The following is a 14,228-nucleotide window of genomic DNA, read 5'->3' as shown; positions in this document are numbered from 1 at the left end:
CTTTAGTGAGCCACTCCCTGCGAAGCCGAAGCGCTGCTTAATCTTTGCGCAGCAATGACCACTTCCAGACGGTTGCGCGCATTCAGCTTCTGCATCAGCACGGACATATAGTGTTTAACCGTTTTTTCGCTGATCATCAGATGCGCGGCGATTTCCTTGTTCTTCTTGCCGCGCAGCAACAGGTGAACGATCTGGTCTTCACGGACGCTGAACCGTAAAGCCTGCGCCGCCACCTTGCGCACGGATTCGTTTCTGAGTGCGGCGACCACGCTGCAGGCGAAGTTCTGGGAGATGTAGGTTTCGCCGCCCAGCACCGCGCGCGTCGCATGAAGCAGTTCGGCCGGCGGGCTTACCTTGCTGACATAACCCTTCACGCCGATTTCGAGAGAACGCACCGCGTAATCCACACCCGTTGCCGAGGTAAACACGATGATCTTCAAATTTGGATTGGTGGCGCAGATTTGCTGAAGCGCGCTTAATGCGTTGCTGGCCTGGCCGGGGTCGACCACGAGAATATCCGGTTTCGTGTTGTTGAGTGGTTCTGCCAAGCCTGCGAGCGAAGCGCCTTTGCGCAGGATCGAATAACCCGGCTCCGACGAAAAAAGTGCAGCGAGAGCTTCCAATACGATCGGATGCTCATCCACCAATGCGACCGAAATCGTGCCCATGAAAGCCCCCGGATTATTATTCCAGGCATTGTACTTTCACTCGCCGAGTCGAAGAATTAACGCATGTTAACTTACACTTAGTCACATCGTGCACGCGCCGGCGGTTATTCAATGGCCGAAAGGCGTAGAGTTCTTCGCGCTTGTGTCGCCAGGCAAAAAAGAAGGCATCGAGCCTTTCGACCCGACGCCTTCGCCAAGAAGCAGTACGAAACTCAAACGCTTACTGCTCCCGGAAAGCCCTCGAAAACTGATCTACAAGCGGTTTTGAAAGGAAGGACAAGGCCGTGCGTTGTTCGGTTGCGACAAAGACCTCGACCGGCATGCCCGGCATTAACTCATTCTTGCCAAGCTTTTCCAGTTCGTCGGGGGAAACGATGACGTCAGCCACATAGTAGGTATCGTTTGTCGCAGGGTCGCGGGTGGTTGCGGCAGAGACATAACCGATATGCCCTTGCAACTCCGGCGTCGTGCGCTGGTTGAAGGTCGAGAAGCGCAGCTTGGCAATCTGTCCGACATAAACCTGATCGATATCGACCGGCGAAAGGCGCGCCTCGATTTTCAACTTGGCCTTTTCAGGCACCAGCGTCGCCAGCGTTTCGGCGGGCGTGATGACACCGCCAACCGTGTGGACCGCGAGCTCGTTGACTGTTCCCGATAGCGGCGCGCGAATATCGGTGCGCGACAGACGATCCTCGATCGCGATGCGGCGATCGTTGAATTCGGAAATCTTCGTGTCGACCGTACTCAATTCGCGCTGCGCTTCGGTCTTCGCCGTCTCATCAACCGAGATGATCTGAAGCTTGATACCGCTCATTCTGGCGCGCGCCCGCGCAATGCCCGCGTCGGTTTCGCCGAGTTCGCCCTTCAGGCGCGCAAGCTCTCTTTCCGTTACGTGGACCCGCGAATTCTCGATGAGTTTCTTGTCGGAAAGGCGCTTCATCTTCTTGTGTTCGACCTGGACAAGCGTGACCTCGTCGCGTTTTGCGGATTGCTGAGCCTGCAATCCCTTTATCTCTTCGCCGAGCTGCTCGATCTCGAAACGCAATTGCTCCTTCTGGCTCTCGCGGTTTGTCCTGTTGCCGTCGAAAAGCCTGACCTCACCGAATTCTTGCAGATCTTCAAGGTTTGCGCCCTTCTCGATGACGATCTCGGAAAGTCCGTCACGCTCGGATTTCAGGCGTGCCTTGCGTGCGACGAGTTCGGAAAGCTGGGATCGTACGATCGACAGTTCCTGCCGCGTCTGGATATCGTCCAGCCTGATCAAGATCTGCCCGGCCTTTACGAAGTCGCCTTCGCGAACTGCAATTTCACTGACGATGCCGCCGTCTCGATGCTGGATCGATTTCAAATTCTGATCGACCTTGATCTGCCCTTGGGCAACGACCGCACCATTGATCTGCGCAACAGCGGCCCAGCCGCCGCACCCCAGAAGCAGCAGGACGCCCAACGCCATTCCAGCGACCATTCTGCCCTTGTGATGAAACTCGTCCTGCTCGATTTTCTTGCCCATACCGGTTTCCCCAAATCTCTTTTTCAGACGTTCTCGACAATAATAAATGCCTGCAGGCCATTGATGTTAATCGTTGTTTCGTAAATCGAATCGCGGTCGAGATCGGCTTCGATGATCGTGCGATCCATCATGTCCGACTTCTCATGCCGGTAGCGGATGGAGCCTTCCGCAGCGTCGATGTTCTGGCCGTAAACCGTCTCGAAACGGTTCTCCAATTGCTGCACGACATTGTCGAAGAGATCATATTTCGACAGTCTGACGCGGTCGCCTGCGGCAAAATCGATGATTTCGTGCAGCAACGTTCCAAGCGTGTCGTTTCGTGGTGCCTGGAACTCGAAAAGGTCGTTGCCCATGCCGCCGGCCAACACGACCGCTTGCGAGCCAACGATGAAATGATCGTCGCCGGAGCCGCCGACTATGCTTTCGAAGTTGCGGACTGTGTCGCTGCCTATGTCCTGACCGGTCGCCGTTCCGGCGGCAAGATCGATCACGATGTCGAGGCTGGCGGCGGAATAATCGAGCGTGTCGCAGCCCGTACCGCCATCGTAGACGTCGTCTTCGCTATCGGCTGCAGCGACAAGCGTATCGTTTCCAGCCCCGGCTTCAACAACGTCGCATCCGGCACCATCCCGCAGAATGTCGTCGCCCTGCCCGCCTTGCAGCAGATCGTCACCAGTTCCGCCGTCGAGACTGTCGCAGCCTTCACCGCCAACAAGCGTGTCATCACCACCAAGTCCGGCAAGCACATCATTGCCCGCATTGCCGATCAAGGTTTCGTCTGCGGCGGTTCCTGAAAGCGTGTCGCAACCGCTGCCGCCTTCTACGATCTCGAACGACATGACGGTATTCGTGCCGATCTCCTGGCCTTCCGCCGTGCCATCCTCAAGATCCACATCGACGCCTCGCGCAGTGGCGCTCATATCGAGCGTATCGGTGCCCTTACCGCCCTGATACGCGTCACGGTCATTGTCGAGAGCGACGACGATATGGTCGTTGCCCGCACCGCCATCGACCACATCTGCACCGGCATCGTCGAGTAGCATATCGTTTCCAGCGCCGCCGGCGATCTTGTCGTTTCCGGTGCCGCCGGACACGAAATCGTCACCTGCACCGCCATCCAGCCTGTCATTTCCTTCCTCGCCGAAAATGCGATCCGCACCTTCATCGCCGCCGATTTTATCGGCACCCGTTCCACCGAAGAGAAGGTCGTCGCCTTCGCCGCCGCTGATCTGGTCGTTTCCGGCATCACCGAAGACGGTATCGTTGCCCTTTTCACCGAACAGACGATCGTTGCCGCTCCCTCCTGAAATATGGTCGTTGCCGAGTCCGCCGAGGATGATGTCGTTTCCGGCGCCGCCGAACAGCACATCGTCGCCTGCGCCACCGATAATGTGGTCGTTTCCGCACCCGCCCTCGATCGTGTCGTTACCGCCGCGACCGTCAATGTTATCGTCGCCGTCGCGACCGTCGATCATGTCGGCGCATTCTGTGCCAACGATATTGTCCGCACCGTTCGTACCGATGATTGGCGGATTTTTCAGCACATCGAAATGCGCAGTCTGCAATATTGAGAATTGGCCATCGCTGATGCGATAGGTGATCGTCACCGGACCCAGTCCTTCCGGGTCGTAAAGCCAGTTCTGACCCGACTGCGTCAACGTACCGGATGAAACCGTCAGGTCGCGGATCGAAAGTGTATCGCCGTCCGGGTCAGTCGCATTTCGCAAGAGATCGCCGAGTGCGATGATGACGGCTGCGCAGCCGAAAACGTCGTAGAGAAACACCGGCCCGTTCGTGCGTGGCGCGCGGTTGGCCTGCTCGGTTGGCTCTTCATCATCGTCGTCGTCATCCGGCTTCTCCGGTATTTGCGGCGTGTTACCGCCGGTATCGACTGGAGGAATGGGAACGTTGACGGACGAATCCGGACGCGACGAACCATTGTCGTTCGCAACGGCAAGTGCCGCGATGTTTCGTTGGTCGGACAGAACGGGCAATAAATCCGCAAGGGGTATCGAAGGTGAATCCACCGACATGAACTGTGCCGGGTCGAGAAGATCCAGCAATCTTCCGCTGGTATTGGCGACGGAGTTATCATCCGCGGCAGTCTCCGTGTTCATGTCGAGTTGCGGAACCGAGTGATCGGCATTTGCGAGTTTGCCCGTAGCTTCAACCGGGGCATCCGGGTCAATGTCGGGTTCTTCCTGTGGCGGGAGGCTGCTCCAGCCCGGAAAGGCGCTTTTCAGATACACGGCGACGCCCATCAAAAATGCGCCGAAAGCCAGCGGCATCTTCGATGATTTTATCTCCTTCAGCTCATAGCGGCTGCGCGAAGCGACGTTTTGGCTGTCGCTATCCGATTTCGTGGATTTGACCTCGATAATCATGCCGATACCCTCGCTGTTACACGCGGCTGCGGTTTTTCGACCGGCTCTGCCGAGTTGACGGCTTGACGGCGCGTACCGAGTATCTCGTCCTTCGAACCAAACGACGCGATACGCCCGTTCTGTACGACAGCGACAAGATCGACTGCCGCCAGAGCGCTCGGACGGTGTGCGATGACGATTGCAATCCCGCCCCGTTCACGCACGGATTTGATCGCATCGGTGAGTGCTGCTTCGCCCTCGCCATCGAGGTTGGAGTTCGGCTCATCCATGATCACCAGAAATGGATTATTGTAGAGTGCGCGGGCGAGACCGATACGCTGACGTTGCCCGGCAGAAAGCGCGGTGCCCTGAGCGCCGAGACGCGTGCGATAGCCTTCAGGAAGGCGAACGACCATCTCGTGGATGCCTGCGGCGCGCGCTGCCGCGACCGTGGCGCGTGCATCGTTCGACGGGTCGAACCGGGAGATATTTTCCTCAACCGTTGCGTCCAGCAGCGAAACGTCCTGCGGCAGATAGCCGACATGGCGGCCAAGATCCTCGTCTTTCCATTGCGTGAGTTCGGCACCGTCGAGCCGCACGCTTCCCCGCAGCACCGGCCAGATGCCGGTCAGCGCGCGCACAAGCGTCGTCTTGCCGCCGCCGCTTGGGCCGATAATGCCCAGCGCCTGTCCGGCATTGAGATGGAATTCGGCTTCGCTCAAAAGCACGCGGCCGGAATCCGGTGCGGCGACCGTTATCTTTTCGACATGAAGCGAATTGCGGGGCTCGGGCAATTCCATCGGCTTGTCGAGTTCGGCAAGCGCAAGGATGGTCTCCTTGAGCCGGTTGAAGGCCGTGCGGGCGGCAACGAAGCCTTTCCAGTTGCCAATGGCCAGATCAACCGGTGCCAGAGCGCGAGCAGAGGCGACGGATGCCGCGATTATCGCGCCTGCTGAAAGTTCTCCTAGAATGGTGAGATAGGCACCGAGACCGAGGATTGCGGATTGGAGGATCATCCGCAGAACGCGGGAAATCGCGCCAAACGTGCCGCTGATGTCGTTGGTTCTGGTCTGAAGCTTCAAATGTTCGATATTGGCCTTGTCGAATCTGGAAACGGCGCGGTCGGCCATACCCATTGCCTTGAGAATTTCCGCATTGCGCGCATTCGAATCCGCAATCGTGTTGCGGGCGATCATTGCTTGATGCGTGCCGCCGCTCAGCCTGCGCGTCATGATTTCGGTGGCGATTGCCAGAATACTCAAGACGAACGCACCCGCAAACGTCAGCGCGCCGAGAGCCGGATGAAGGATGTAGACGAAGACGAGATAGAGCGGCATCCAGGGCAGATCGAACAAAGCCATCGGCCCCTGTCCGCCAAGGAACCCGCGAACCGTGTCGACATCGCGCCCGCGTTCCAGCGCCTCGGAGGTGGAGAAGCCGAAGCGGGGCATGTCGATGGCGACCTGGTGGGCAAGTGGTGCGACGCGCTTGTCGAGCCGCGCACCGACGCGCACCAGAACCTGTGAACGGATGATGTCGAAAAAGCCCTGAAACAGATAAAGGCCGATTGCCAGGCCGGACAGCGCCAGAAGCGTCGGCACGCTGCCGCTGGTCAATGCGCGATCATAAATCTGGAGCATGTAGAACGAGCCGGTCAGCGCCAGAATGTTGATGATGCCCGATATTGAAAAGAGGAATACGAAAGTGCTTTTGAGGCCTTTCGTCAGTTTTTCGGCCGCCTTGCGTTTCATAGCCGATTGAGAACCGTTCGCGCGCATTTGCCCCACCCGTTATCTTGTTCTTGTCGTCGGTAAGAAAAGCAGGCCGGACGTGCCGGCCTGCTCTATCAGGACTAAAGATTGAAGTCGGACTGCTGGAGGTCGTGTGTACCTTTGATGCTGATGCGGAATTCGGCTGCATCAGCGCCCGTCGTATTGCCGCTGACGACGGTATAGTCGCCATCCTCGCGGGTTTCGAAGCTGATCGCGACCTGCGCGGGACCACTGAATGCCGGTCCGTTTACAAGCGTGAAGCTCTGGTTTCCGCTGGCACCGCTGTTGGCATCGATGGCCGACAGGTCGAGCCGGTCGCCCGGCTGGAAGCCGTAGATCGTATCGCCATTGGCATCCGCCGCCGAAAGGAAGCGGAAAGTGTCGTTGCCTGCCCCGCCATCCATGACGTTTACCGCGCCACTTGCGGTGATCGTATCGTTGCCCGAGCCGGTCACGATGTTTTCGACACCCCAGATCGTATCGCTGCCCGTGTGGCCGCTCGATACACTGCCCCTCCCAAGGAAGCCGGTGCCGAGATCGGCGGTTATCGCCGCAGTGATACCGGACATATCCAGCGTATCGTTGCCCGATCCGCCCGCCATGTCGTCGCCATAGTAGACGTCGTTGCCGTCACCGTTCGAGGCAATGAAGATGTCGTTTCCGGTACCGCCATAGACCGTGTCGTTACCCGAACCGGCATCGATCATGTCATTTCCGGCATCGCCGAACAGACGGTCCGCACCATCGCCGCCATAGAGCATGTCGTTGTCGGCACCGCCGAGGATAATGTCATCGCCCTCGTCACCGAAGATGATGTCGCGACCCTCCTGACCGCTCAGGAAGTCGTAGCCGGTGCCGCCATTGATGACATCGTCGCCAGCTCCACCAAGAGCGCTGTCGCCGCCGTCAAGTGCGAGGATCGTGTCGCCTTGCGCCGTACCCTGAAGGACGTCGGCATTTGCCGTGCCTATGACATTGCGCCCTACCGATGAGCCAGGCTGAGGGGCCGGTGCATCGTCGTCATCATCCGAGCCGCAATTGCCGCCGGTGTGATGATCGTCGTCATCATCATCGTCATCATTGCCCCCCTGATGGTCATCATCGTCTTCGTCGTCATCGTCGCCGATATGCGGCAGGCCGCCTTCGCTGACGAAGCAAATTGTGTGCTCGCCATTCGTCATGGTGGTCATGCCGTTTTCGTCGGTCGTGATCTCATAATCGTCGGCGCTCGCGCCGTCCGGCAATTCGATCACATCCTGCGGCCGCAGCGTGCCAATTATGGTGTCGTTGCCGCCGTTCGATTTGAAGACGATACGATGGGCGGAGGTCAAAGCCGATATATCCACCGTATCGTCGGCGCTCGATCCATCGATTGTGATGGTGTTGAGACGCAAGCTTGTCGTCGAGAAATCGCCGAACATTTCGAAGCTGTCGCCAGCCACGGTCCCGGTACCCGCAGGGTCCGCACCGCTTATGCGGATTTCCTCGATTTCGATGAGTTCCGCGATGATTGAAGTCACACCCGTTCCGTTTCGGGTGACGACGATTTCGGTCGCCGCATTCAGGCTCTGGATCTGGTTGCCGGGAACCGCATCCCATGCCGCGCGGGTGTAGATGCGATAGGTTTCGGCGCTTGCATTACCGTTCACGACGAATGTGTCGCCCGCCGTTCCTTCCGTACCGCCATTGACCAGATCGCGACCGTCAGTAGCGCCGGAAATGTTAGCGTTCCAGATAATCGTATCGTCGCCCGTACCGCCATTCACCGTGTCGTTGTTCAGCCCACCGGTCAGCGTATCGTTACCTGCATTGCCATTGAGCGTGTCGTTCCCGGCAAGACCGTTGATGACGTCATTACCGTTGCCGCCATTCAGCGTGTTGTTGCCGTTCGTACCGTTGATCGGTGCGGCTGCCGGTGCTGCCAGTATGAAGTCGCTGGCATCGATATTCGCATTCGTCACGCCGTTGATGCGGATCGTGCCGATTGTGGCAAGGCTCGCATCGCGGATGGTCAGAAGCGTGTTGCCGCTTCCGCCGACCGTGGATTCCAACACCCGTGTAGCGAAATTGGCTGCCGTGATTCCAAGTCCGCTCAGGTCGATGCGATCCTGACCGCCACCCTGAGCGCTGGCATCGAAATTGTTGATCGTATCGTTGCCGAAGCCGGAAGCCGTGTAGCTGATGATGTCGTTGCCGCTGGAGACGTTTATCGTGTCGTCGCCCGCACCGCCGATAATCGTGTCATCGCCGGTTCCGCCGTCGATCGTATCGTTGCCGGTTCCGCCGTCGATAAGGTCGTTACCGCCATTGCCGTTGAGGACGTCGTTGCCGCCGCCGCCGAATATCTGGTTGGCGGAATTATTGCCGTTGATGGTGTTGGCCTCGCCATTGCCCGTACCGTTGATCGCGGCATTGCCAGTCAGCGTCAGGTTTTCGACGTTCGCGCCAAGCGTAAAGCTGACGGATGACTGAACATTATCGGTTCCGCCGCCTGCTGCCTCGATCACCTGATCGCCAGCCGTGTTGACGATGTAGGTATCGTTGCCGCCAAGGCCGCTGAGCGTGTCGATGCCTGCGCCGCCCTCTATGCGGTTTGCCAGCGCATTGCCCGTTCCCGCGAATGCCCCCGCCCCGGTGAAGGTCAGATTTTCGACATTTGCGCCGAGCGTATAAGCCCCCAGCGTAGTCTCTACTGTGTCCGTGCCCGCATTCGCATCTTCGACAACCACATCGTCGGCATCGTCAACGCTGTAGGTGTCGTCACCGGTTCCGCCGACCATCGTATCGGCACCCAGCCCGCCGATAAGTTCGTCATTGCCGGAACCGGCGACGAGCAGGTCGTCTCCATCTCCGCCGTCGAGATCGTCATTACCGTTGCCGCCGAACAGGAGGTCGTCGCCCGTATCACCGGCCAGATCGTCATTACCGGTCGTTCCGGCGAGTACGGTGTTAACGCCTGCTGCTGCGCTGCGCGTATTATTGTCGTCCGTGCTAAGCGCATAATCGCCGTCGAAAGCGTAGCCGTTGAAGGTGCCGTCACCGAAGTTGATGGACTCCACTGCCTCACCTGCCTGATCGAAATGGTCGACGATTGTAATTTGCTGGCCATTGAACTGAATGACCAGATCGTCATTGCCCCCACCTGCCGTTGTTTCGTTGAATGACAGCCCGGTCAGCGCCCCGGTTGCAACGGTTATCCGATCTGTTCCGCCGAGCTCCTGAATGATGTCGTTGCCGTCGGCCAGGCCGAAGACATAGGTATCGTTGCCGGTTCCGCCGTTGAGGGTGTCGTTACCGGTGCCACCCATCAATATGTCGTTGCCGCCAAGCGCATTGATCACGTCGTTTCCGGCAAGCCCGATGAGAAGATCGTCCTGTGCCGTACCTGTAAGCGTCTCATTGCCCGAAGTGCCGGTGATGACGTTCAGGGAACCGTCTGTAAATTCAAGCTTCTCGATGTTGCGAACTGTATCGCGACCGTCGGAACGAAGACGCGGAACGCCTTCATCTTCACCATCGTCTTGATCCGGCTCGACGAAAGTCGTGTGGTCGACGACGAGGCTGCTGTCCGAATTAAGTTCGAATGTGTAGTTTGCCCGCACATCCCGGTAGACTGCCGTGTCGATGTCGCCTGCGACATTGCCATTCACGATTTCACGAACGATGTGCAACTGGCCCGGATTGAGCGTGCGATTGAACATCGCCTGCTGCAACGTCATGCCCTGGAAGCTTGCAACTCCGTTCGGGTTGAACAGATCGGCTGCAGCTTGGGCGGCAAGGCCAGCAGCGGTTCGATAAAGCTTGCCCGTCATGCCATCGGCCGTCGCGATTTCGACGCCTTGAGCATTGCGCACACTGATGCGGACGTTCAGCCATTTGTCACCGTCGATGACATCATTGCCCGCCTTGCCGGTGATCCGGTCGCTGCCGCCACCGCCAAGCAGAATGTCGGATGCGTCGCCGGTGTCCATCACAACGGTTTCGGTAACACCATCATTACCGGTCTGCTGTGTACGGGTAATATGTGCAACAAGCTGATCCAACCCGTTGATCAGGCTGACATTCTTCTGAAGCAGCGCGTTCGAATAGGAGTCCAGCGGCGCGTCTGCACCGGGAATTGCCGCCGTGCCGGTTGCTTCCGCTCTCGTATTCACCGGCTCTTCACGGCCCGTCAGTCTGTCATTGAACTTCCAGCCCGAAAGACCTTCCACCAGATCGAAACGGTCGCGCAGGATAAAGGCTTCCTGATTGGTGAAGATCGGAATGCCGAGATCGGAATTCGCGGCTACGTCGTCGCCCTTGTGGATACCCCAGTCAAAACCGGCCATACCGTTGCTGCGCTGGATGCTGACGCCCTGGAACATGATGTCGTCGCCGGATTCACCGTCATAGTCGGTGTCACCGCTGCCGCCATTCAGCACGTCATGGCCGATGATGCGCGAGTTGAACATGAGCTCCGAGTTTTCGCCGGTGATCACGTCGAAACGCAAACCGCCTTCGATCCAGTCGTCGCCTTCATTGCCGAGAAGATTGTCGCCACCTTCGCCGCCAAGGATGAAGTCGTTGCCAGTGCCGCCGAACACTTCCTTGCCGTCCGGTCCGGTAACGAGAAAGTCGTTGCCCTCGTTGCCGAAGATCAGCGCCAGACCCGAACCGCCATGAATGACGTCATTGCCTTCATTGCCGTGCAGGAAGTCGACTTCGCCAATATCCGTGCCGGAGTTGGTGATGATGTCGTCGCCAGCGCCGCCGAACACCTTGTCGACGCCGTAACCGGCCTCGATCGTGTCATCGCCGCCCCGGCCCCATATGGCATCGTCGCCGCCGCCGGAGATGATCCGGTCGTTGCCTTCCGTGCCGCCAATGGTGAAATGCTCAAGGCTGTTGACGCGGATATACGCAGCGACCGTCGTCGTGTCGTTCGGAGCGATCAGATTGCCTGCGGCGTCACGCCGTTCCACAAGGCGAGAGAATGCCTGCAAGGTCGGATCTTCGTGAACCGGATCGGTCCCGATCTGCTTGGTCGGGTCCATTTCGAGCGTCGGCGTCTCGAATGCCGAGAAGAGATTGCCGGGCAGCGCGGTCGAGCCGGGGTTCCCAAGATCGGTGTTGCGCATCGCCAGTTCGGCGAAGGTGTTGTTTTCCAGCTCGTTGAGCAGGTTCAGACCCTGGGTGCGCGAGAGGTAGTAGAAACGGTCTGCATCCTGCAGATTTTCCATCGTCATTTCGAAAACGAAGCTGAAGGTGGAGCCGAGCATACCGCCAAAGGCCATTTTCTTTTCGGCGAGGCCGCCGATCCAGAAATCGACCGTGTTCAGGCCGGATTCCTGCGTCGCCCATCCGCCTGTCGAGTTCAGGAAATCGAACCGATCCGCTGGCGGATTTATCAGCCTGTTGTCGGCTGCCGTGTTCGGATCGCCATAGACGATCTCAGACGTTCCGAAGACGATCGACATTGCGGCTGCGCGCTTGCCTTCGAGCGTCGTTTCGGCGGTGATCAGCGCATGCGTGCCGTAGGCCGCGATGAAATTGATGATCGAAGCCGGGTTCTTGAGGTTGAGCGCATAGTCCGCCCAGCTCTCGTAAGGCTTGAGCTGCGTGTCGAGCGTTGCGTCGTAGAACTTCTCGCGCGCCGCATTCAGCGATGGTGTGCCGACATCGCGGCCGCGTGCCAGATTGATGGTCGCCAGATCGAGCGGCAGGCCAAGAAGATTGTTGCGCAGCGCGCCGGTCACGAATTCGTCGATCTCATTGCCGACCTGACGGCTCATGCCGCGAATGATCGCACCGGCTGCCGCATCCGCATCACCGGCGGAGGCAAACTCGACCGGGTTCAAGAAGCCATCGATCAGGCCGACATCGTCCTGAACGGGATTTCCATTCGCATCGAGCGAGATGCGGGCAATGTCTTCGCGCAGCATGGAATGGCCGAAACGATAGACAACATGCGCGAATTCGGCAGCGATGTTCGGGTTGATATCCACCGACGGCTCGAAGACGAACGCATCGATATCCGGCTGCATCATGCGGCCGAATTCCTCAAAGACGAGATGCTGATATTCCATTTCCGTGGTGAAGCGGCCAGCCTGGAAAAGACGCTCGCCATCCCATACAAGGGCCGCGATTTCCGCTTGTGTCGTCGGAACGGCGGCGACGTCGACCAGCAGCCACTCGTTCAGGAAAGCCAGATCGTTGGAGCCGAGCACAACATCCTTCGTGTGCTCGACGACGCGATTATGTTCCGAGTGAAAAATATGATGCACCGCCGTCAGCGCGATATTTTCATTCACGCGGCCATCGCCTGCGATGTAATGCGCATCGAGCATTTCATTGTCGTAAGCCGTGTTGTTGCCGCGTGTATCGACACCGCCGGAATAGCCCACGGCATCGTCACTATCGGCCTGAAGCACGCCGCCAATGCTTACCGGAACGGCATTGTGCGCGATGTCGTCAAGGAACGCATGACCTGTAAGGATGGCCGTCGCCGGAATGTTGACACCAAGCCCACCATTGGCTGTCGGGTCGCCTTCCAGAAGAACATCGTCGGCAGTACCAAGCTGTCCGTCGGCCCCAAGCCCGACTACGAGTTGCGGGTAGCCATTGGCGCCGGGAATGTAGTTTCCGTAGGGATCGGAGGCCAGCAGCGGGATGTTGCCGACATGGGCGTCGGTCAGGTTGATGCCGAGCACGTCACGTGCCTGCGCTTTAATGTCGGCCCAGGTCGCCAGCCCGCCCGTCGTGCCGCCAGCCCCGCCGGTGCTGCCTTCCAGCAGATGGCCAGTTGCAATTGGCTTGCCATCCGGTCCATCGGTAAATTCGCGCATGAAGATTTGCTTGGAAGCCGTTGAACCATAAGTCTGGTTCTGATCGACCCAAGGTGTCGTCAGGTTCTTCGGGTTGGCAATATCATCGGCCGTTCCAAGCCGTCCGTCTGGTCCGGCATTTACGGTAACGCGCGTCAGCGCCATGAAGTTCGTGTGGCTGCCTTCGACGTAAAGCGGATCGTCCGGCTGCAAGGGAACATAGACTGTGCCATTGCCACCCTTGGCGACGAGATCGAGGCCGTGATCGAAGAACTGGCCGAAGATCGTCATCCAGCCATTGAATGGCGATGACAGGCCTTCATCCGGTGCAACGTTGGGAATAATGATGCTGACGCCTTCCATTTCGATGCCGAATGCTTCGACCGCCGTATGCAGCGTCTGCAAATCGGCTTCCGCTTTTGCAGACGCCTGATAGGTCGCATAAGCGGCCTTAACACCAGCCACGCCTGCGATAAGCCCCGCACCCGATACACCTGCATGCTGCAAAGCAACCATGATGGCTGCCGGATTGCCGGGTGTCTGATCTACGATGAGGTTGGAAATGATACGCGGATCGGCGTCGATGACGGTTCCGCTGCCTGGCCCCGGTGTCATGCCCGACGCAGTGCCTGCATTTCCATAATCATTGTTCGTGTAGGTCATTCCCGGACCGAAAGTCAGGCTGTCGCCGTCATTTTCGTTCAGATAGTTTGCATCGAAGATGCCCGGAAACGACTGGTTCGCCGCCCCCCACATTTCACGACCGGGAATGAGGTTGTTGTAGCTGCCATCGACGGTTCGCAGGCCATAAGGGAGAAGTGCCGCCTGTGTTGGCGTGCCGGGAGCCGCAGGATCGAAGCCCCCCGCCTCACCGACCAGAGTGGCGAGATCGCCCCCCGCCGCATGTGCTTCCGCGATCTTGATCTGCTCCAGAATGAATTGCAGATCGTGTTTGATCAGCTTTACCATTTTCGCGTCCTTCCGCCCTTTGTTCCCCGCGCTTTGGCAAAGGTTCTCCATCCCGCGTCGTGCTCTTTCGGCACGTCGTGGAGAATGTGAATTCGCCCGCGCTTTGATCTGCTCCGAAGCCCACCGCTCCGAACGTCCCATCT

Annotated in this window: 5 protein-coding genes; all 5 read right to left on the bottom strand. The window is 58.5% G+C overall.

Going from position 1 to position 14,228, the window contains the following annotated elements; genetic code table 11:
- Positions 1–2: 2 nt before the first annotated feature.
- The gene (locus ABFT80_RS09665; protein ID WP_347971687.1) at positions 3–668 is read right to left on the bottom strand and encodes a response regulator transcription factor; all 666 of its coding nucleotides are present in this window, start codon (positions 666–668) and stop codon (positions 3–5) included.
- Positions 669–888: 220 nt separating this feature from the next.
- Entirely contained in the window at positions 889–2,178 is a 1,290-nt protein-coding gene (locus tag ABFT80_RS09660; protein ID WP_347971686.1) for an HlyD family type I secretion periplasmic adaptor subunit, read from the bottom strand.
- A 23-nt stretch (positions 2,179–2,201) separates the two neighbouring features.
- Positions 2,202–4,562 (bottom strand): calcium-binding protein, encoded by a 2,361-nt coding sequence (locus tag ABFT80_RS09655; protein ID WP_347971685.1) that lies wholly within the window; start codon positions 4,560–4,562, stop codon positions 2,202–2,204.
- Positions 4,559–6,319, bottom strand: a complete 1,761-nt coding sequence (locus ABFT80_RS09650; protein ID WP_455189909.1) for a type I secretion system permease/ATPase — start codon at positions 6,317–6,319, stop codon at positions 4,559–4,561. Before ABFT80_RS09650 ends, ABFT80_RS09655 begins: the two co-directional genes overlap by 4 nt.
- Positions 6,320–6,393: 74 nt before the next feature.
- Positions 6,394–14,085, bottom strand: a complete 7,692-nt coding sequence (locus tag ABFT80_RS09645; RefSeq protein ID WP_347971683.1) for a peroxidase family protein — start codon at positions 14,083–14,085, stop codon at positions 6,394–6,396.
- Positions 14,086–14,228 lie beyond the last annotated feature (143 nt).

Origin of the sequence: Foliimonas ilicis (genome assembly GCF_039939195.1) — a bacterium.
Classification (GTDB): Bacteria; Pseudomonadota; Alphaproteobacteria; order Rhizobiales; family Rhizobiaceae; genus Foliimonas; species Foliimonas ilicis.
This window is presented reverse-complemented; position numbering and strand designations above follow the sequence as displayed.

Excerpts from the sequence above, each read along its gene's own strand:
- ABFT80_RS09665 (WP_347971687.1), bottom strand. The coding sequence starts at position 668 with ATGGGCACGATTTCGGTCGCATTGGTGGATGAGCATCCGATCGTATTG.
- ABFT80_RS09660 (WP_347971686.1), bottom strand. The coding sequence starts at position 2,178 with ATGGGCAAGAAAATCGAGCAGGACGAGTTTCATCACAAGGGCAGAATG.
- ABFT80_RS09655 (WP_347971685.1), bottom strand. The coding sequence starts at position 4,562 with ATGATTATCGAGGTCAAATCCACGAAATCGGATAGCGACAGCCAAAAC.
- ABFT80_RS09650 (WP_455189909.1), bottom strand. The coding sequence starts at position 6,319 with ATGCGCGCGAACGGTTCTCAATCGGCTATGAAACGCAAGGCGGCCGAA.
- ABFT80_RS09645 (WP_347971683.1), bottom strand. The coding sequence starts at position 14,085 with ATGGTAAAGCTGATCAAACACGATCTGCAATTCATTCTGGAGCAGATC.